The organism is Bradyrhizobium sp. AUGA SZCCT0431 (assembly GCF_018131065.1).
GTDB lineage: Bacteria > Pseudomonadota > Alphaproteobacteria > Rhizobiales > Xanthobacteraceae > Bradyrhizobium.
In genome coordinates this window covers 26,886-47,152 of the sequence record NZ_JAFCLR010000034.1, presented here as the reverse complement: position 1 = coordinate 47,152, position 20,267 = coordinate 26,886, and the positions used below count along the sequence as shown (strand labels likewise).

19 protein-coding genes and 1 pseudogene are annotated in these 20,267 nt (G+C 60.2%); 4 read left to right on the top strand and 16 right to left on the bottom strand.

What is annotated here, in order from left to right:
• Positions 1-253 precede the first annotated feature (253 nt).
• Positions 254-931 carry a response regulator transcription factor gene (locus JQ567_RS27715; RefSeq protein ID WP_212441786.1) on the top strand — a complete coding sequence of 226 codons (678 nt, stop codon included), beginning with the start codon at positions 254-256 and terminating at the stop codon, positions 929-931.
• Positions 932-961: 30 nt separating this feature from the next.
• Complete coding sequence (locus JQ567_RS27710) at positions 962-2,383, top strand: ATP-binding protein (protein WP_312017475.1); 1,422 nt, start codon at positions 962-964, stop codon at positions 2,381-2,383.
• 60 nt (positions 2,384-2,443) lie between these two features.
• On the opposite strand, the gene JQ567_RS27705 is transcribed toward JQ567_RS27710, so the two are convergent.
• Positions 2,444-2,803 carry a DUF3551 domain-containing protein gene (locus JQ567_RS27705; RefSeq protein ID WP_212441747.1) on the bottom strand — a complete coding sequence of 120 codons (360 nt, stop codon included), beginning with the start codon at positions 2,801-2,803 and terminating at the stop codon, positions 2,444-2,446.
• Positions 2,804-2,982: 179 nt separating this feature from the next.
• Here JQ567_RS27705 and JQ567_RS27700 point away from each other — a divergent pair, with 179 nt between their 5' ends.
• Positions 2,983-3,222, top strand: coding sequence for a hypothetical protein (locus tag JQ567_RS27700; RefSeq protein WP_212441746.1), 240 nt, complete (start codon positions 2,983-2,985; stop codon positions 3,220-3,222).
• Positions 3,223-4,357: 1,135 nt separating this feature from the next.
• Here JQ567_RS27700 and JQ567_RS27695 read toward each other — a convergent pair.
• The 4 genes and pseudogenes from JQ567_RS27695 to JQ567_RS27685 form a co-directional block, all read right to left on the bottom strand.
• Positions 4,358-4,617 (bottom strand): annotated as a pseudogene (locus tag JQ567_RS27695) (SOS response-associated peptidase); the annotation flags it as partial.
• A 1,070-nt stretch (positions 4,618-5,687) separates the two neighbouring features.
• On the bottom strand, positions 5,688-5,957 hold the full coding sequence (locus JQ567_RS27690; protein ID WP_312017474.1) for a hypothetical protein: 270 nt from the start codon (positions 5,955-5,957) through the stop codon (positions 5,688-5,690).
• 322 nt (positions 5,958-6,279) lie between these two features.
• A complete protein-coding gene (locus JQ567_RS38705) occupies positions 6,280-6,405 on the bottom strand; it encodes a hypothetical protein (RefSeq protein WP_283816578.1) in 126 nt (41 codons plus the stop codon).
• 631 nt (positions 6,406-7,036) lie between these two features.
• A complete protein-coding gene (locus JQ567_RS27685; protein ID WP_212441745.1) occupies positions 7,037-7,330 on the bottom strand; it encodes a hypothetical protein in 294 nt (97 codons plus the stop codon).
• A 318-nt stretch (positions 7,331-7,648) separates the two neighbouring features.
• Here JQ567_RS27685 and JQ567_RS27680 point away from each other — a divergent pair, with 318 nt between their 5' ends.
• The gene (locus JQ567_RS27680; RefSeq protein ID WP_212441744.1) at positions 7,649-7,849 is read left to right on the top strand and encodes a hypothetical protein; all 201 of its coding nucleotides are present in this window, start codon (positions 7,649-7,651) and stop codon (positions 7,847-7,849) included.
• A 1,932-nt stretch (positions 7,850-9,781) separates the two neighbouring features.
• On the opposite strand, the gene JQ567_RS27675 is transcribed toward JQ567_RS27680, so the two are convergent.
• The 11 genes from JQ567_RS27675 to JQ567_RS27625 form a co-directional block, all read right to left on the bottom strand.
• A complete protein-coding gene (locus tag JQ567_RS27675; protein WP_212441743.1) occupies positions 9,782-9,970 on the bottom strand; it encodes a hypothetical protein in 189 nt (62 codons plus the stop codon).
• A gap of 444 nt (positions 9,971-10,414) precedes the next feature.
• The gene (locus tag JQ567_RS27670) at positions 10,415-11,389 is read right to left on the bottom strand and encodes a tripartite tricarboxylate transporter substrate-binding protein (protein WP_212441742.1); all 975 of its coding nucleotides are present in this window, start codon (positions 11,387-11,389) and stop codon (positions 10,415-10,417) included.
• Positions 11,390-11,447: 58 nt separating this feature from the next.
• Complete coding sequence (locus JQ567_RS27665) at positions 11,448-12,164, bottom strand: GntR family transcriptional regulator (RefSeq protein ID WP_192734570.1); 717 nt, start codon at positions 12,162-12,164, stop codon at positions 11,448-11,450.
• A gap of 28 nt (positions 12,165-12,192) precedes the next feature.
• Positions 12,193-12,933, bottom strand: a complete 741-nt coding sequence (locus tag JQ567_RS27660) for an SDR family oxidoreductase (RefSeq protein WP_212441741.1) — start codon at positions 12,931-12,933, stop codon at positions 12,193-12,195.
• Between the two features lie 33 nt (positions 12,934-12,966).
• The gene (locus JQ567_RS27655; protein ID WP_249165759.1) at positions 12,967-13,740 is read right to left on the bottom strand and encodes a 3-hydroxybutyrate dehydrogenase; all 774 of its coding nucleotides are present in this window, start codon (positions 13,738-13,740) and stop codon (positions 12,967-12,969) included.
• A gap of 15 nt (positions 13,741-13,755) precedes the next feature.
• Positions 13,756-14,136 carry a carboxymuconolactone decarboxylase family protein gene (locus JQ567_RS27650; protein ID WP_212441740.1) on the bottom strand — a complete coding sequence of 127 codons (381 nt, stop codon included), beginning with the start codon at positions 14,134-14,136 and terminating at the stop codon, positions 13,756-13,758.
• Positions 14,137-14,155: 19 nt separating this feature from the next.
• A complete protein-coding gene (locus JQ567_RS27645; RefSeq protein ID WP_212441739.1) occupies positions 14,156-15,391 on the bottom strand; it encodes an ABC transporter substrate-binding protein in 1,236 nt (411 codons plus the stop codon).
• Between the two features lie 37 nt (positions 15,392-15,428).
• Positions 15,429-16,697 carry an ABC transporter substrate-binding protein gene (locus JQ567_RS27640; RefSeq protein WP_212441738.1) on the bottom strand — a complete coding sequence of 423 codons (1,269 nt, stop codon included), beginning with the start codon at positions 16,695-16,697 and terminating at the stop codon, positions 15,429-15,431.
• A 32-nt stretch (positions 16,698-16,729) separates the two neighbouring features.
• Positions 16,730-17,437 carry an ABC transporter ATP-binding protein gene (locus tag JQ567_RS27635; protein ID WP_212441737.1) on the bottom strand — a complete coding sequence of 236 codons (708 nt, stop codon included), beginning with the start codon at positions 17,435-17,437 and terminating at the stop codon, positions 16,730-16,732.
• Positions 17,424-19,214, bottom strand: coding sequence for an ABC transporter permease subunit (locus tag JQ567_RS27630; RefSeq protein ID WP_212441736.1), 1,791 nt, complete (start codon positions 19,212-19,214; stop codon positions 17,424-17,426). Before JQ567_RS27630 ends, JQ567_RS27635 begins: the two co-directional genes overlap by 14 nt.
• Positions 19,211-20,161, bottom strand: a complete 951-nt coding sequence (locus tag JQ567_RS27625) for a branched-chain amino acid ABC transporter permease (RefSeq protein WP_312017473.1) — start codon at positions 20,159-20,161, stop codon at positions 19,211-19,213. Before JQ567_RS27625 ends, JQ567_RS27630 begins: the two co-directional genes overlap by 4 nt.
• Between the last annotated feature and the right edge of the window lie 106 nt (positions 20,162-20,267).

The following is a 20,267-nucleotide window of genomic DNA, read 5'->3' as shown; positions in this document are numbered from 1 at the left end:
TGCGGCACACCCCGCTTGTCACATGGAGGGGGTGTCTCGGCCGCAGAGCGGACGGCGCACGCCACGCCTCATTCCCCCGGTGAGGCTGGCGGTGCCGTCCGGCTCCTAGGTAGCTCTCCGGCGGGAAACTCAATTCCAGACAAGAGTCTTGGCATTGCAGGTGGTTGACCTTATGGCATTGATAGCGATCCGCAGAAGTCCGACTCCCGGCTTGCCGGACGCGTATGGCTTTGCGGCAATCGAGAAGCGGCATATGGCAAAAGTGCTTCTAATCGAAGACGACGCTGAAACGGCTGAGGAAATCAAAGCCGAACTGGCCGATCGTGGTTTTGATGTTGAATGGGCAGGCAACGGCATCGAGGGCCTCGACAAGGCGCGCTCGTCGCAGCCCGACGCCATGATCGTCGACCGGCTGTTGCCCGGAATGGACGGTCTCACCGTCATCGAGACACTGAGAACAGAACAGGTGCGCACCCCCGTGCTGGTGTTGAGTGCGCTGGGGGCGGTCGACGACCGTGTGCGGGGACTGCGAATGGGAGGCGACGACTACCTCACGAAGCCGTTCGCCATCGTCGAATTAGTCGCCAGGATGGAGGCGTTGCTGCGCCGACCCGCAGAATCGCGCGAGACTACGCTTAAGGTTGGGGCGCTGGAGATCGACCTGATCGAACGTACGGTGAAGCGCGGCGATCGTGCGATCGAACTGCTGCCGCGTGAGTTTCGCCTGCTGGAGTACATGATGCGGCGCGCCGATCAATTGCTCACGCGAGCCATGCTGCTGGAGGAGGTCTGGAACTACAAGTTCGTTCCCGCGACCAACCTGGTGGACGTGCATATGGGACGCCTCCGTCACAAGGTAGATGGGCCCGGCGACGCGCCGATGATCCACAACGTCCGTGGCGCGGGCTTCATTCTTAAGGCTGTGCCCTGAGGCGATCGGCCGTTCGCTCGGGGTGATGCGTTGTCGATCGCGGTTGCCTATACTGATATTGGCCGAGGACACCGCGACGGAAATCCGATGCGTCACCTGCAATTCGTACGCTCGAATACGTTCCGCTGGACGCTGATGGTGACAGGCGTGCTTGCCGCCTTCATCCTGGCATTGTTTGGATTCATCTACTGGACAATTGATGACTATCTGATCACGCGGTCCGACCGCGTGATATCAGCGCAAATAGACGGGATTGCCGGGCTGACGCCTGAGCGGAGACTCGAAGCGATCGACGAGCGCCTGAAGCAGGATCCCCGTGGCGTGCAACTCGCGGCGATCTTTGCCGCCGATGGCAGCCGGATCACGGGCAATCTGGAGAGTCTGCCCGCCGGACTCAAGATCGATGCGGCGCCACAAGGCGTTGACATTATCAGGATAGATCGAGGCGGCCGGGAACATCAGACTGTGCGTGCGATTGCGCGACGGATGCGCAACGGCGATGTACTGGTGATCGGACGAAATGTCGATGAGGCCAGGGAAATTTCCCGTGTCGTCGGCCAGGCGCTCGCGCTCGGCCTGCTGCCCGGATTTTGCCTCTGCCTGCTCGCCGGCGCATGGCTCAGCGTGCGAGCGCAAAGACGGGTCGAGGAGGTGAATCAGCGGGTTCAGCGTATCATCGCCGGAGACCTGCGCGAGCGGCTGCCGCACCGTAGCGTCGACGAGCCGTTTTCGAGGCTTGCGATCATCGTCAATGGCATGCTCGATGAAATGGAAACGATGATCCATGCACTGGCCGGCGTCGGTAACGATATTGCCCATGACTTGCGGACGCCGTTGACGCGTGCCCGTCTTACACTTGAACGCGGGCGTACCAACGCAACATCGCTGGAGCAGCTTCAGGCGGTTACAGACAGGGCCATCGCCGGCATCGATCAGTCGCTGACGATCATAACCGCGCTGTTGCGCCTGGCGGAGATCGAAAACAGCCGACGCTCCGCGGGGTTTGGCGACGTCAACCTGCACGACATGCTGCGCGAGGTGCATGACATCTATGAGCCGATCGCCGAAAACAAGGACATCGCGTTGCAGGTTGAAGTCGAGCGACCTCTCACCGTGTGCGGCGATCGTGACTTGCTGATTGAGGCTGTTGCCAACCTGGTCGACAACGCCATCAAATTCACGCCGGAAGGCGGCAAGGTGAGCATCCAGCTGCTCCGCGACGGCAGCGAGCCTGTTATTCGCGTGACCGATACTGGCTGCGGTATCGGTGAACAGGAACGGGAGGCCGTGTTGAGGCGATTTTATCGTTCCGACAAGATACGAAATACGCCGGGCGTCGGCCTTGGTCTTAACCTGGTCGCCGCGATCGTAAGGCTACATGGCTTTCGGCTGACGATCCATTCCGGGCCGGGTTGCAAGGTGGAGATTGCCTGCCCCGATCAACCGGATTGATCCGGGTTGCGACATCGGCGCGGTCTGCAAGACAAGCTTGAATCCCCGCGCGCGCCTCAGTCAATAGCCATGAGAGTTAAGGTGCTGAGCAGCCGGGAAGCTGTCGGCATCGTCGTCGCGAAAGGTCTTGCCATAGCATTTCGCGTCAATGCCGGAAGCGGTTGCGAGGCATTGCGAATAGCTTGTAAAACTGCAATCCGTTCCGCCCTCATCATATGACAGGCAATAGTGACCTGGTGAAACGATCGGCCCGGCCTCCGCCACCGATGCCGTGACCGCGGCAAATACCAGTGTTGAAAATGCGATTGTCGAGGCAATCGCGATGTTCCGAATAGTCTTCATGAGTCTAGTCCATTTTGTCTTGCCCCAATCTTCATTGTGGAGCGCGGCAACGACGAAATCGACTATAAAAAAATTCATTCTCCTCGTTGCGATAGCCGTGCAATTTCTTGGAACGATTTTGCTGTCGTCGTGGTGATCTCACGACGCGTTGAATGATCGTGAGCGAGTATGCCGTTTAAAGATTGCTCGTGGTTACCCACATCGCGAGTGTGGAAGCCAAACATCCTTGGCTTCCTTACACGCAATGGAGAAGTCGAATGACCACGATCAAGCTCTTGTCTGCTGGAATGATTGCTGCCGCAATGCTCGCAACACCTGCCATGGCTCGCGACAACCATACGTCCAGACGGCATGTCACCGAGAGCGTCAATGTGAGCGATCCTGCCGCCGCTCCGTATGTTGATGGCCAGGCCTGCATTCCGGCGCCGCGCGTCGGCGCGTTCGCTACGGCGCCCTGGACCGGTGACAACATCCCCTGCGAACCCGGGCCGTACTGAGTTGAAATGCGGCGGGCGCCAGGGCAGATCTTCGGGCCGCCCTGGCGCCCAGATTCGATCGTAGGGTGCCGCGCTTCCAAGCGGCGACAATATTGTTCTTTAGCGCATATTAGCTGCGCGAAGTGGACGTTTCCCCACAACGAACGGCAAGGCTTCGACACGGACGGCGTCATTGCAGTACGCGACGCCTTGCGGATGACCTTGCTGTCGATGATGGTAATCGACGAAGCCAAGAATGAATTCGTATTTAATGGGAACGACAGACTGGCATACACAACGGCCCCCCATCCGATGACGTGTTGGCTGCGCGTCAATCGCACCGGAGAAACGCTCTAACCATCGCTAGTGTGCACCTAGGAGATCTTGATCCTGAAAGGTGCATCGAACCTATCGCCATTTTGCAATTATGTTCTCGCGTCGAGTATCATTACTGCTGCCGCGGTGAGCTCGAGATCGCGGTCAAGACAGTAGGCGTCAAGTGGTTTCGACACCTCTCAGGCCGTGATCGGTGAAGGTCAGTCAGTCGAGTTGGATTGATAAGGTTTCATACGAAAGCGGCCAAGTTACTGACTGATAGGATTTCGCAGAAATGCTTATCAGTCGTTCTATGGCCGCTTCCGGCGCTGCAGAGCGGACATCGGGGCCCGCTGAGAGCCGTTCGATCCGCCCGCTAGCCAAGGCTCCGAGCAAGACGCTGCCGCACGCGCGACGGGTCGCGGCCCCGGCAATCGGCCATCGCAATTGATGCTAACTATCTAGCTGCTTGCGTTCCTTGGCTAAGCGCCCATTCGGCGTCTCAGTTCGCTGCTATCCGTCCCTTTCGATTGCATTTCTCACATGGTGCGGCATAGATTTTTCGGCCGGGCTGGACTGGCTGCGTGACCGGCGCAAATCCAGTGCCACCGCATGCCGGACATCTAATCTCAGTCCGCTTCTTGGGTAGGTCTTTCACGGACGGTTTTTTCATCGCAACCTTTCAAAGCAAAGCGTCGGCCGGAGTATGTTCGGCCGACGGTTTTTCGAATTGGGCCCGGGAAATGTCCGGTGCTTTCAAGCTACCCGGTCTTTGCGCATCCGCAACCAAAGTCGTTCATTAGGCTTGATGCGCGCCATGCAGGTTAATGCTCCCGTGCTTTTACGGGCGCGAAACGGCGTTGTCTTCCTTGTCGACGCCGCGCGCGACGATCTTCAATACGTCATCCGGCAACGGCCGCTGCAGCGCCTTCGGCTGGTTCCACAGTGCCCGCAGCCACACTTCGCGTTCTTCGTCGAAGGTCAGGATCACCGGCATTGCCTTCGGAAGGATCGGCTCGACGACCACGTTCGGCGCCGTCGTCAGGAATCCATAGAGATGAGAGGGCCGGGGATTGGCTTTGAGTTGGTGCCCCGGTTGCCTTTGAGATGCAGAAAGTGCGTCAACCAGCGGCTTTATTTTCAGCAAAGTTCCGCCCCGATTTCTGGCCTAGACTTTCGTACTAACAATATCAGGGGGGACAAAATGAAAGCAGCTGATTATGCGCGCATGGCGGAAGAGTGCTCACGGCAAGCCGACGTGATGCCACCAAGCCCGGAGCGCGATGCTCTGCTCGACAAAGCCCGGCAATACCGGTCCTACGCCAAAATGGACAATTGGGTAGCTTCGAAGGAGCTACGGCCACCCGGGTAGTGCGATGCTGGCAGCGCGCGATCAGGGAGAGGGAAATCCCATGAGAAAACTATTGTTCGGACTGTTAGTCACCATGCCAATCGCATTTGCGACTACTCAAGTCTCAGCCCTTCCCGGGGGCGTTCAGGATAAGGGAATGCTAAATTCGGTGTTCGCGTCTGATGTGATCGAGATTAAGGGCGGGCATGGTCGCGGGGGCGGCCATGGCTGGGGGCGCGGTGGTGGACACCGGGCCTACGGATGGAGCCGAGGCCGAAAGGTCGGCTGGCGTGGAAGAGGCTGCCCTCCGGGACTTTGGAAACAGGGTCGCTGTTAAGAACGCTGCGGCACAAGTTCGCGCCGTATTTGTCGGATTGAGGTGCCGTAGCTCGGCGTGGATGCCCTGCCGGTCAGCTAATCGCGAGGGCAAATAATCCGCAACTGAGCAGCACAATGCCCGCGACCGTCACTGCAAGGAAACCGTAAGAAGCAAACTCTTCACGCATGATGCGCCTCGGTCCTAATCCTGTACGCTTTGCGCCTCAGCCAAATAGCTCTCACATGATTGCTCGTAAATCAGGTTGATAATGATGTCCCACATGGCTGAACCCCGTTGTTTGGTGCAGCCATCAAACCATCGGTTCGTTTCAGGATGTCTTCGCCGGGAGAGGAAAACGGCTTCGTTGGGAGCGGCCAATTGTGTCGTCGTGGACCCGGCCACGAAGCAGCTTCACGGAATTGAGAGCGCGTGGGGCAGGGGAGATGCGCCACGTCGTTTGACGGCCACCATGGCGCATTGAAAAGGGCGTCCGCCGCGTCGTTAATCGAGGACTTCGTGGCCTTTGTTCGTGAGTGCCGGAGCGTCGTCTCGCATCTCGACCAAGCCAAGTTCGATCAGGTCTCGCAAATGATCGGGGTCGGGAGGCAGCAAAGTCCGCTTCGCCTTGATGTCCCGCAGCGTCCAAATGAGGTCTATCGCTCGAAGAGGATCGACCCCCGATATGCCACCCGTTGGGTGTTCACCCATTAGCTCATCCGACGCCTGCAAAAACGGCCCCAGCACGCGGCGGTGCAGCACTGGAACCGTCACTTGGAGTTTGCCAACCGGCCGACGGGGGTGAAGGCCGGAGGCGAAGAGTCCGACTCCGCGGCATCCAAAAAGTTCCTACTCTTCCCGAATAGGGGGCTGATCGCGGCACTGGGGTGGGACTGACGGGACTGCCCGCCGCAAGCACTCGCCGTTTCACGCCAGGCGGGTTTCTGCCACGAAGTTCGGCTATGAACGATTCGGTCAAACCGGCGCCCCTCAACCCCGCTGCGGTTTGGCTGGCCCGGCGTGTGGTGGGGACGCAGCGTCGCGCGTCGGGCCACCGGATAAGTGTGTTGCGCGGACAATTCTTCTTAGCTGCGCATCAGTCGAAAAAGAACCGCCAGACCAAAACACCGTAATAGCCGAACACGGCCGCGACGCCACCGATGGCGAGCGCCATAATCAGCCCGAGGCCAAGCGTTGGTCGCTGGTAGCGTAGCCGCTTCATGCTAGATAATAGGCGACCAGTCCAATCTGTTCCCCGCACTGCCACGTTGGGCCGTCGATTCGCGCACTCAACCGATCGGCAGTGGGTCAGTTTAAAGAATGACCCTTGTGGTTAACTCTCGACCTGCCTCTCGGCGACCGAAATGCGGTTGATGGCGGCGGAAGATCGCGGGCCGCTGATCCATGCCCATATTGGAATGCTGAGGGCCTTGAGCCCCGGCAAGCCCGGTCCGGAAGCTGCACCGCGCCGCAAGGCCGCCAAGGCTTATCGGATCGTGCGATGAAACGGGCGGTGGCGTTGAAGCCGGTCAGCATTCTGCCGTGAGGTCGGGGCCTGATTTACCCTGAAAACACGAGTGAGCGGTTCATTTAGTCCTTCAAAACTAACTTCCACTCGCGCTCGATGCGACCAATTTCATTGTTGAACAACTTTAGAAAGATATCTTCACCAACGTAGACCGTGCGCGTCGCTTCAACCATTTGCACCGCTGCATCCAGAGCAGTTGCCGCTGAGAAAGCCACTTGCGGCAACCGGCCAGCGGAGGTTCGACTTCCCGGTGCGGTGCAAGTCCGCTGTTCGTAAGTCTGGTGACTTGGCCGGGTGCAATCGCGGTTCAACTCGGCGCAAGCCGTTAGATAGATTGTCTTCCTCGGTCGATCATCGCCCCCGCGACGGCGCCAATAACGATGGCAACAAGTGATAAGAGGAAAACGAGCAGGCTCAACGGACAATCCAATAGCCAGTCAATCATGCTTTGTAGACCAATCCATCCCTTAAGGCGGTGCGGCCACGAAAAGTAGTCAAAGACGAGTGAGATTGGCAGAGGAGTCCAGATGCCGCTCTGGAGCCATGGATAGCCTTGGTAGGCCAATACTCCAGGCCCTGTGAACAACATCAGGCCGTAAAACGGATTGTCGTCGCTCATATGAACGCCCCCTTATCCCCAGCGGGCATATCGTACGGAATTCAACCTGTGAGACAATAGCCGCCGACCGTTTTGACGGTGGCCCCTGATGCGCCTATCGCTGCCCGATGCTCGCACGATCTCCGAACAGGAAGGCCGCCGTCGCATATCGTCGGTGCTGCTATGCACGGCTTGGCAGTGGAAAAAACCGGATGCCCGACGGACGATCTAATTGAAGTAAATCGCAGCGTGACCTGCATCACAGCGCCCAACCCGGCAATTTGAGATGCTCTTTCACCGGTCGGGGGGATGGCCCCGCCGCCAACAAGGAACAGAATCATGAACACGAATCTCAGCACTGAATTGAATGGCATCCACGAGTTGTCCGCAGATGAACTCGACAGCGTTTCGGGCGGTAGTGACGTCAGGGGAGCTGTGGTGGGCTACATTGTAGGAAAGTTGATCGACGAAGTGCGTTTTGTGGATGCGTTAATGAAAAACGCGACTGGCACGCTGAAAGGTATCCAAAGGCCGAAATAATGGCGCGGGATATCATTTTTCCCGGAAGAATTGTGCATCTCGCGGCAAGCGGCGCGGTGCCCATCACGATCATCGAGCGCGATGGCGAATGCAGCATCACGGCCGCCCGGTCTCCCGTGAAATCACGCGACACCAGCACCGGGCAATGTTTCCTGAAATCCGGAGACATGCGAGCTGGTGAAATCACCAGCTATGATCCCGTGAAATCACGGGATGATCCCTCGACTGGTGAAATCACCAACACCGGCCGGTCAGTCGTGAAATCACGAGTGATGATCTCGCCCCGGACGCCAGCGCGGCCCGTCAGGAGGCTGGCCCGGCTCCGGAACCTAATCCCACGGCCACCGCCGCTGTGGCGCGATCAGCGGCCACGCTACTGGCGACCCTGACAGATGACACGACGGCGATCTCCCGGGTCAGTGCGGCCGGGCGGCCAACTGGGGCGGCCTTACTCATCCGTGCGCCAAGCTCCAAGGAGAAACCTGCGCCGAGGTGGACCGCCAGCCTGCCTTTGGGCATCGGTCAGATCAACGGCGTATCGCTTCATCCAGAACTTGACCGCTGCGCCAAAGCTTTAAGAAGGGCGCGACGTAGATCGCGAATACTTCAAGCGCCCGCATGGGCACCTCCGCGATGGCAGAACAAACTAGGATACTAGCAGATCCAAATTAGGACACGAGGGGTCAAATACGGACAGTACCACGATCCACCATGGCGCTACCGGGGCGATTTCAGACCGGGCGATGACACGCATTTATCAACAATGGCTGCCGTCTCAAGCTGCCTAATCTGCTGCCGAATCTCATCACGTTTCGGGCCGGGACTCAGTTCCAAGACCAAAACCTCAAGTCTTCTCTTTTCTTTGGCGGTTCGATTTTCGAACAGATGTAATGTGGGTCGGGATAGCTGCATGATGCTCTACCTTCCCTGTTAGATGGGGCGGGAGCGCAACCGACGTTCTCATCACCGATGGAAGCCATTGACCGTGCGGTGATGCTGACTCAACGGCCCCGGCTTCTGTCGGGTTCCGGATAGAAGGCAGATTTAAAAGCAGGCCACTGCGTACTTCAAACTAGGCCACTAGGGGTCGAAACAGGCCAGTACGGTGCTGGCCGAAACAGGCCACTCGCAAATGCAAAACAGGCCACCGAACAGCAACCCCAATGTCGGAAGCCGGACAGACGGGGCCGGAATTGGAGTTTAGCCTGAATACGTGGCCGGGTCGCCGGGTCGCCGGGATGCCGTCCGTCTATAAAGGACGGCCCCAGCAAATTGCCGCGAAGGGGGGATCGGCTGCAATGCCGGATCGATCCCACATGATCGCGTCGGACGACGACCTCCGTAATCTCGTCCGCGTTGTCTCAGCTTGCACATTAGGCCTCTGGGCATTCGCAGCAGGTTTGCTGATCGGGGTCTTTCTGTTTTCGTGATCGAGGGCCTGCCCGTGCGGTCGAATTTAGGCCACTGAGGGTCGAAACAGGCCAGTACCCGGGAGGCAATTGGGAACAGAACGGAAATGCAGAACACTCGCCGAACGCGACCGGTGGCACGGGGCTAAGGCTTCATGGGCTATGGGCTACGGCCTGGCGATGGCGCGGCTCAAGGCCGCGCTGATCCCCCGTGCTGCAATCGGGCAGGCCGCTCGCGGCGTGTTCGATGAAGTGTTTCAGTGAGGCATCAAATGAAAGAGGCCGCCAACTGAGGCGGCCTTTTACATGAACGCGATAACTAACCCCATCGCGACCAGAGCTTCTACACCAGTGATGGCGATGCCTAGATATAGGCCACCCATCACGTCAGATTGGAACTTGGGTTGTTTGCCGGGCACTGCACTTTCTCCACGTAATTTCCAACCAGGAACACCAAGCGGAAGGACGGCAAATCGTTCCGGCGGAACTGCACACTCCCACATCGTGCTCACGGCGGGGATCGCTATGGCAGCTCTGTTCCTGCTCTCACGAGACGCTGGAACCGAAACCGCTGAAGAAGATCGCCGCCAGCGGCTTCGGTATCCTGCTGGTCGAGCAGAACGCCCGATTGAGCCTGAAAATAGCGGATCGCGGCTATCTGATCGAGAATGGAGCCATAGCGGGCGAAGACACCGCCCAAAATCTCCGGCACAACCCGGCGGTCGTCAGCGCATATCTTGGCGGCCGCGCTGGATCGGTCTGATCGACGTATCCGTGCTTCTCGGAGCTGCCAAGGAATCGATCGCAGTTATTTGTACAACCTACGATGACACTTTCTGGAGTTAGCTCAAACTTGCCCATGATGGATTGGAGCGAGAGTCTGGTTTTTTCAGATAGTTAGAAGGCGGCGTGTGCACGATGTGTGCACCGGGAGATCAATGAAAATCCAGCTACGCTCAAGATGAGCAGGCTGAACTGAATCCTCTGCAGTGTCAGCAACAGGCCGATGCTTCAAAGGAGGGACACTACTTTGAACACCCAGGGAAAGCGGATCTTTTGCGCCAAACTCCATTTCGCGGGATGATCTGCTTGAAATAAAGTGAAGCAAGAGCCGCGCGGACGATCCGGAAACGCTGCGCCGCGAGCCGAGTCCGCTTTACTGCGGCGTGATGCCGGCATCCTTGATGATGCGGCCCCATCTTTCGATTTCGCTCTTGAGAAGAGCTTCGAGCGCTGCGGGCGTCGCGCGTTCCTGCTCGACCGGTGCCATGCTGAGTTCGGCGAAGCGGTTGACCAGGGGCGGGTCCTTGAGCGCCTTTTGCAGGGCGTCGACGAGCGCGTCAACGATCGGTTTCGGCGTATTGCGTGGTGCATACAGCCCGTACCAGGTCGTGACGTCGAACTTCGGTACCCCGGCTTCCGCCGACGTCGGCACATTCGGCAGGGTCGGGACGCGTTTTTTGCTGGTGATGGCGTAACCCGGGATGGTGCCGGCCTGAATATAGGGCGTAGGTCCGGTTGCCGGATCGCAATAGACGTCGATGTGCCCCGCGATGATATCGTTCAGCGCGGGGCCGCCACCCTTGTAGTAGATCGGTGTGAGCTTGGCCTCGATGGCGTTCATGAACATCAGCCCGCACAGATGTGACGCGGAGCCGAGGCCGACATTGCCATAGGTGACTTTGTCGCCCTGCGCGCGCACATGGGCGACGAGTTCCTTCAGGTCCTTGGCGGGAAAATTCGCACGCGCCACCAGGATCATCGGTACGTCGGTGACGAGACCGATCGGCGCAAAGTCACCAACGGGGTCGAACGGCAGCTTGGCGTAGAGCGCCGGCGCGGTGGCCTGACCGACATGCATCAGTAGCAGGGTGTAACCGTCAGGCGAGGCTTTGGCGACGCGATTCGTGCCAAGGGTACCGCCGGCGCCGACGACGTTTTCGATGACGAGCGACTGCTTCAGCGTCGCGCTCATCGATGTCCCGAGCAGGCGTGCGATGACGTCGCCGGGCCCGCCGGCCGAGAAGGGAACGACCAGCGTGATCGGCCGGCTCGGAAATTCCTGGGCGAATGCCGGCAGTACCGGCGACAGCGACAACAGCATCAGCGCAACGCATTTTACAAACTTCATGGCAGCTTCCTATCGGCCTGGTGGCCCTTTGAAACGGCTTGCTCGAAATAACGTTGGGTCATTCATCCGCGGTCGCCTTCTCGTTCGACGCGGATGATTGCTCGATCATGCTGAGCGCGGCCACGGCCGCCGCGTTGATGTGATCGACGCAGCATTTCTCGGCGAGATCGGGATCGCCGCTCTGGATGGCGCGCCAGATCGCGGTGACCTCGCGCAGGCTCTTGTTGATGCGCTTCGGCTGCGACATCGACGTAATCCGCAACAGCGTGATCCGGTCGTGCAGCGGCCTGAGCATTCGTTCGATGAAGGCGTTCTGACAGCCGCCGATCAGCGCCGCATAAAACTCCGTCTTGGCTTCGAGGGCCGTTATCAAGTCGGAATCGGCGAACGCCGCCTTCAGCTTGGTGAGAGCGTCCCCGATCCTGCGGACGACGGCGGGATCGTGCAGGCGCGCGCATTCTCGTCCGGCAAATCCTTCGAGGACGGCACGGGCCGCGTAGAGCTGCTTTGCCTCTTCAAGACTGATGGTGCTGACGACAGGGCCACGGTGAGGGACCGTATTGACGAGACCATCGGCTTCCAGCAACCGGAGCGCTTCGCGAATGGATGGCCGGCTCACGCCCGTCATCTCGCAAAGCTCCCGTTCGACCAGGCGCTGGCCTGGCTTCAGCTTTCCGGACATGATCGCCTCGCGCAGCTTCTGGGCGACCATCGACCGGACGGTCGGAACGTCCTCGATCCGGAGCGTGGATTGCAATTCGCCGCGTTTGTCCATTGTCTACCGCCTTCGCACCGGCATTGGTTCAATAGCGATTTACGGGCAGAATCATCATCTCCGCAATCTGAACATGCGGCGGCTGGTCCAGCGCAAACACGATCGACCGGGCAATATCGGCCGGGTCGAGCGCCATCTTGAACTGCTCAAAGTAGTCCTTTTCCTTCTCCCGGTCGCCGCGATAGCGGGTGAGGATGATGTTGGTCCGGGTCAGACCGGGCTGCATTTCGGTGACCCGGATCGCCGTTTCGGCAAGCTCGCCCCGGAGCGTTTCGGTAAACATGTGCACGCCCGCCTTGCTGGCGCTGTAGGCCGCCATGTCGGGGATGATGCGTACGGCGTTGATCGAGCTGATATTGACGATGTGGCCGGCGTTACGCCTGACCATCTCCGGCAGCAGGCTGCGGGTCACCCGCATCAGGCCGATCAAATTGGTCTGAATGATCCCGGACCAATCGTCCGCCGCGCCGGCGTCGAAGCGGGTCCGTCCGCCGATGTCGTGACCGGCGTTGTTGACGAGGATGTCGATCGGTTTGAAGGCATCCGGGATGAGGTCGGGCAGGCGGTCCACGGCCTTGGTGTCGGTAATATCGAGTTCGATCGGGAATGTGCTGGCGCCCATCTCGGCGGCGAACTCACGAAGCGAGGCCGGATCGCGGTCGGCGAGCACGACCCGCCGGCCGCTTTCGACCAGCGCCTTCGTGATCGCACGACCCATGCCACCGGCGGCGCCGGTCACGACGGCATTTCGGCTCGATGCTTCAGCCATTGCAGATCTCCTTGGTGGGACAGCCGATGATGTTCACGCGATGGACCAGCCTCCATCGATCGGAAGGGTGGCCCCCGTGATATCCTGCGCGGCCGGACTGCACAGGAAAGCCGCCATCGCGCCGACGCCTTCCAGGGCGACAAACCGTCCGCTCGGCTGCCGGCTCGCAAGGTAGTCACTGGTGGTCTCGTCGATGTTGCGGCCTTCGCTGGCCGCGATCCCGGCGATTTTTCCCTGAATGGCGGGCGTCGGCAGCGTCCCCGGGCACAGTGCGTTGCAGGTAATCCCGCTCCTGGTCGTCTCGATCGCGACGGCGCGGGTCAGGCCGACAATGGCTGTTTTGGTGGTCACATAATCGATGCGGTCCGCGACCGCGCGGGTCGAATAGATCGACGCCATGTTGATGATGCGGCCCCATTTCCGTTGCTTCATGCCGGGCAATGCGAGGCGGATCAGGTGAAAGGGAGCCGAAAGATTGACGGCGAGAGCTTCGTCCCATTGTTCCGGCGGGAAGTTTTCGACCGGTGAAAAATGCCGCACCACCGCATTGTTCACCAGGATATCGACAGCGCCGACACGTCCGAGCAGGCTGGCCATCATCGTTTCTATGGCGGAGCGCTGTGAGAGGTCGGCTGCGATGCTAACTACCTCGACGCCGAATTGCGCGCGCAGACGATCTCGCGTCTGCGCCGGTTCGTTCAGATCGTGCAGGACAATGTTGGCTCCCGCGCCGGCAAGGCTTTCGGCCACGGCCAGGCCCAAGCCCGCCGTTGCCCCGGTTACGAGAGCCCATTTGCCCACCAACATCGTCTCAGGCTCCGGTTACTTCTTGTCCAGTTCGGCAAACACTTCCTTGGCGTTACGGAAAGCGTCCACGCCGGCCGGCACGCCGCAATAGATAGCAACCTGCATGAATACCTCGCGTATTTCCTCGCGTGTGGCGCCGTTGGTCAAGGCGCCCCGCACATGGGTCTTGAGTTCCTGCGGGCGATTGAGCGCGCACAGCATCGCAAGGTTGAGGAAGCTGCGGGTCTTGTGCGAAAGACCGTCGCGGCCCCAGACATAGCCCCAGCAATATTCCGTCGTGAGGTCCTGCATCGGCCGGTTGAAGTCGTCGGCCGATGCGATCGCCTTGTCGACGAACTCGTTGCCTAGAACGCTCTTTCGGATCTGGAGGCCTCGATCGTATGTTGCCTTGTCCATGTCGGTATCCAATCTTCAGCTAGTTTTTCGGCCAGAATGGCTGAGACAGCGCCAGTTGCGGCGGGAATACTGTGACCGGTACGCCGGTTTGCCACTGCACGATGGTCATGCCGGCGCCGACGCGGCGACCCTTCTCGTCGAACTTGATTTCACCGAGCGGGTAATATTTCGAAGGACCGGCATCCATGGTGCGCAGCGCGTCGGCGACTGCAACGCGGTCTGCCTTGCCGGCTTTCTCGAGCGCGTCCTTGATCACCCACATGTCGCCATAGGTGGAGATCGCGTTCTGCGTCATCCAGGGCTCCTTGTAGCGGGTCTTGAGTTCGGCGATCAGCGCCTCGTGACCCTTGGCGCCCCAGCTGGCGACACAGGTGAGCAGGCCCTGCAGCAATTCCGGGCTTACGGTCTGCAGCATGTCGGGTTCGGCAATGGCGATGCCGAAGGAGATGGTCGGAATCTTGCCTTGCCCGAGGCCGAACTCGTTCATCTTCTCGAGCAGCAGCTTGGCGTCGGAAATCACCGTCGGCAGGAAGAACAAAAGATCAGGCTTTGCCGACCGGATTTTCTGAACCAGCGGGGTGGCGTCGGCGAGCGGCGGCGTAAAGGTTTCATCGACGATCAGCTGCAGCCCGTTTTCGGCGAGCAGGCCGTCGCGCATCGCCTTTGCCGAGGAAACCGATGCCGCGGTGTTGTCGGTGATGATCGCGACCGTCTTGGGCTTTTTGCCGGAAGCGGTTTCCGCCAGCTTCACGATCTGCGGCAAAGCCTGTCTTGCCTGCGATCCCGCCGTTGCCGAAGTCTGGAACACATATTTGAAGCCGCGATCGGTAATCAGGTCGGAGTAGGAGAGGGTGAGGACCGGAAGATTGGCCCGCTCGGTGACCTCCGTGACCGCAAGCGTGAACGAACTCAAGTAGGAACCGCTCGCTGCTACCAGGTCGGGCTCCTGCGCGACCATGCGCTGCGCCGCGTTCTTGGCTTTCTCCGTGGTATCGCCGGAATCGAGCACCACCAGCTTGAGCTTGGCGCCGCCGAGCGATTTGATGCCACCCTGCGCATTGATGTGCTCCACCCCCATCTCGGCGCCGTGGCGCATCACGGCTCCTGGGCGCGCATAGAGGCCCGAGATCGGCACCAGCAATCCGACCTTCACTTCGGACGGTTGTTGCGCCCACACGCGAGACGAGATCAGACCGGCGGATGCGCCGGCGAGCAGGCTGCGCCGCGTCAAAGCGGCCCGGGTAATTTTTGTCATGACTATTCCTCCCTGAAATATTTGAGATGCGTCTTAGTCAAGTTTTCTTCGGCCAGAACGGGGATGCTTGAGCGAGGTCGGAAGGGAACACGGTGACGGGTACGCCGTTCTGCCACTGCACGATGACGACGCCGGCACCGACACGGCGGCCCTTTTCGTCGAACTTCAACTGGCCGCCGGGATAGTATTTCGCGGGCCCGCCATCCATGGTGCGGAAAGCATCGGCGACGGCGAGGCGGTTGGCTTTCCCGGCTTTTTCAAGCGCGGCCTTCATCAGCCACATGTCGCCGTAGGTCGAGATGACGTTTTGCGTCGCCCAGGGTTCTTTGTACTTGGCCTTGAGCTCGGCGATGATGTCCTCGTGTCCTTTACAGCCCCAGTTAGCGACGATCGTCATAATGCCCTGGACGACTTCCGGGGTGACGCTTTGCAGCATGTCCGGCTCGGCAATGGTGATACTGAAGGACACCGTCGGAATCTTGCCCTGACCTAGGCCGAACTCGTTGATCTTCTCGAGGCCAAGTTTGGCGTCGGACACGGCATTGGGCATGAATAGCAGCAGGTCCGGCCTGGCTGACCTGACCTTCTGGATCAGCGGCGTGGCGTCGGAAAGCGGTGGTGTCCATACTTCCTCGACCACCAGCTGAAGGCCTTCCTGCGCGACAAGTTTCTCTTTCAGCGCCTTGGCGGTCGCGACCGAGGTCGCCGTATTGTCCATCAGCATCGCTACCGTCTTCGGCCGCTTTCCGGCGGCTTTTTCTGCAAGCTTCATCAGCTCGGGCAGGCCGAGTTGCGACTGCACACTGGCGGGCGCTGCGGTCTGGAAAATGAACTTGAAACCGCGATCGGTCAGTAGGTCCGAATAGGACAGCGTCAGGACCGGCAGTTCGGCGCGCTCGGTGACCTCGGTTACCGCCAGCGTGAAGGAGCTCAGATAGGAGCCGGTCGCAGCAACCAGATCGGGCTCCTGCGCCACCATGCGCTGCGCCGCGTTCTTGGCCTTTTCGGTAGTATCGCCGCAATCGATCACGACGAGCTTCATCTTTGCACCGCCGAGCGATTTGATGCCGCCTTGCGCGTTGATATGCTCGATGCCCATCTCGGCGCCCATGCGCATCACCTGGCCCGGACGGGTATAGATGCCAGACAACGGCACGATCAGGCCGACCTTGACCTCGGCCGGCTGCTGCGCGCGCGCCATCGTCGACAGGCCGATCGCGGCTGCGCCTGACAGCACGGTTCGCCGTGTCAGCGATGTCTTCGAGATATTGTCGGCAACGTTGTCCGCAATCTTGTCCTGGCCCATTTTCGTCCTCCCAATGGTGTTGTTGTTGTTGGTTACATGCCGAGATAGGCCTTGCGGATGCGGTCGTCCGCTCGCAAGGTTTGGTTGTTGCCTTCGAGCGCGACGCGGCCGGCCTCGAGCACGTAGCCGTGGTCGGCGGATTCGAGAGCCTCCGCCACACGCTGTTCGACCAGCAGGATTGTCAGGTTCGATTGCCGGCGGATTTCGATCAGCCGTTCGAAGATGAAATCCGCGATGGTGGGCGCAAGGCCCATCGAAGGTTCATCCAGCATCAGGAGTTTGGGCGAGCCTGCGAGCCCGCGGCCGATCGCCAGCATCTGCTGCTGCCCGCCCGAGAGCGTGCCCGCGAACTGGCCGCGGCGCTCGGCCAGGATGGGCAGCCATTCGAAGATGCGCCCGATGTTGTGTTTCCAGTCGCGCTGCCCGGCCTCGGTCATCGCGCCCATTTCGAGGTTTTCCATCACCGTGAGCGAAGGAAACACCTGACGGCCTTCCGGGACGTGAGCGATGCCGAGATGCGCGCGTTGCGCGGGCCGGATCGCGAGCAGGTCATGACCCTCGAATGTGATCGTTCCCGCGCTCGGTTGCACGATGCCGGAAATCGTCTTGAACAGCGTGGTCTTGCCGGCGCCGTTCGGTCCGACGATCGCGACGAACTGGCCTTCGTCAACCTTGATCGAGACGCCGTTCAACACGGGAATCGCGGAATAGCCGGCGGTCAGCCCTTCAATGCGGAGCATGGGCCACCCATTTTTTGCCGAGATAAGCCTCGATGACGCGGCTGTCGCGGGTGACCGCTTCGGGTTCGCCCTCGACGATCACGGCGCCGTGGTCGAGCACCAGGAAACTGTCGACCAGGCGAACCATCGCTTGCATCGTGTGCTCGATGATCGCGATCGTCATGCCGTCGCGGGCAAGCCGCTGGATGACAGCCACGACCTCGTTGGCTTCGTCATGTCCGAGGCCTGCGAGCGTCTCGTCGAGCAGCAGGATGCGCGGCTGTCCGGCGAGCGCGCGGGCGAGTTCCATCAACCGCAATTCCTTGGTCGTGAGTTCGCCCGCGATGCGTTCGGCGATCCCGGACAGTCCGACGCGGGCAATCGCATCGGCCGCCAGTTTTCGTGCCTCGGCATCGGTCCTGGCGCGCACATAGGCTCCAACCACGACATTGTCCGAGATCGACATCCGCAGGAACGGACGCATGATCTGGAAGGTGCGGCCGATGCCGGCCTCGCAGAGTTCGTGCGGCTTGCGGCCGGACATCTCGCGTCCGTCGAGCAGAATCTCGCCCGTACCCGGCCGCAGGAATCCGTTCAGCAGGTTGAACAGCGTAGTCTTGCCGGCGCCGTTGGGACCGATGATTCCGAGGATCTCGTTTTGTCGTAGCTTGAAGCTGACATCCTGCACGGCCTTTAGCCCGCCGAAGGAACGCGACAGGTTACGGACTTCGAGGACGACGTCGCCTGTCCCAGTGGATCGTTTGGCACGCACCGGCAGCGGTGCGGCGGGGACGGCAGCCGCAACCGGGGCATCCGGCGCGCTCGGTTTCGGCGCAGCCGGTAGCGCCGAGCGCTTTCGCAGGAAGTCACGCACCTTCCAGAACAGGCCCTCAGGCGCGAGCAGGATGACGCATATGATCGCGAGGCCGTATATGACCCCCTGAATGCCGGGAAAGCGTGAGCCCGCTTCGGCATTGAGGGTTTCAGCCAACGGGATCAGGATCACCGATCCGATCACCGGACCCCAGACCGTTCCAACACCGCCGAACATGGCGACCGTCAGTGCCTGTGCCGATACAAGCATACCGAACACGGATTGCGGGGTCACCACCAGCAACACGACGGCGTAGAACCCGCCAACCGCTCCGGCGATGGCGCCGCTGAGCGTGACGGCACGGAGTTTCCAGGCCAGCGTGTTGATCCCCGCGGCTTCCGCGGCCGCCTCATTTTGCTTGATCGCCAGCAAGGCCATACCGAAGCGCGACCGTTCGATCGCCCGTGTCAGCAGGATGGTGCCGAGCATCATCGCCAGCGCCAGCAGCGTGTAGAGACGGTGATCGGCGAATTGCATATAGGCGATCGGATTATCGCGCTTGATAGGCAGCGTGACTTCCTGCAGGCCGAGCCATTCGAACACGTAGAGAATGGCGAGCGGGTAGGCCAGCATCGCCAGAGCAAAATAGTGCCCCTGCAGGCGAAAGGTTGGAAAGCCGATCAGCAATCCGGCGATACCGCCGAGAACAGCCGCGATGGGGATCGTCACCCACGGCGACAGATCGAAATGGATCTGGCAGAGCACGACGGTATAGGCGCCGACGCCGAAGAAGGCGGCATGACCGAACGAGATCAGCCCGGTGTATCCGCTCAGCAGGTTCCACGACAGGCCGAAGATCGCCCAGACCGGAACCAGCGTCATCACCAGCTGGTAATAGGAATTGGTCACGCTCAGCGACACCGCGGCATAGAGCGCGGTGAAGACAAGGATAGGCAGCAGCGAACGCCATCCGCGCATGGTCATGTCCTCTCGACCATGCGTCCGAAGAAGCCTTGCGGACGGAAGAAAATGATCAGGAGAAACACGACGAAGATCGCGGCGTTCTGCAATTGGGTCGGCAGGATCAGCGTCGACATCTGCTGGACCAGGCCGATCGTCATGCCGCCCCAGAAGGCGCCGATGAGGCTGCCCATCCCGCCGAGCACGACGCCGGCATACATGACGATGACGTATTCGACACCGACAAAGGGATGGAAGGGATAGTTGGTGGCGAGCAGACCGCCGGCAATCGCGGTGATGCCGGTGCCGAGCGCAAAGGCAATGCGGTGCGCGCGGTCGACGTCGATCCCCATATAGGTTGCCGCCGTAGGGTTATCGGCCGCGGCGCGCAGCGATTTTCCGATCCGCGACCGCGTGATCATTAGCGTCAGCAGCAGCATCGTCACCAGCGAAACGACGGCGTCTATCCCGCGCGCCTTGTTGATGAAGACGCTGACGTCATAAAGCATCGGTCCAAGCTCCCACGCCGAGCTCGACAGCGGTGTCCGGATCGAGGCCAGTACCGAGCCGAACACGAGCAGGCCGCCATTCTGCAGGATCAGTGCGATTCCGAGCGTCAGGATGAGCTGGGCATAGTGACCTTCGCCCTCGAGCGAGGAGGTGCGCATGCCTGATACGCGCGAGATCAGGGTAAGATGGACGAAGTAACCGAAGACGGCCAGCACCGGGCCGGCCAGCAGGATCGCGACAAACGGTCCGAAGGTGTTGCCGAACGTGGCCTGCACGCCGAGCGCGGTAAAGAAATAGAACGCGGCATACATGCCGAGCATCATGAAATCGCCCTGGGCGAAATTGATCACTCGCATGACGCCGAAGATCAGCCCGAGCCCGACGCACATCAAGCCGTAGACCGCGCCGATCAAGAGTCCGGCGGACAACGCTTGCAGGAAGCCTTCCAGTGCCTGGGTCACTGGGAACCTCGCGCGGGAAGGGAGGACCGGTGTTTCTCTCCAGCTGTCGGTGTGGCTGTTTCGGCCATTTCCGGTTTGAACATTTTGCTCCCCAGTTTCAGTTTGT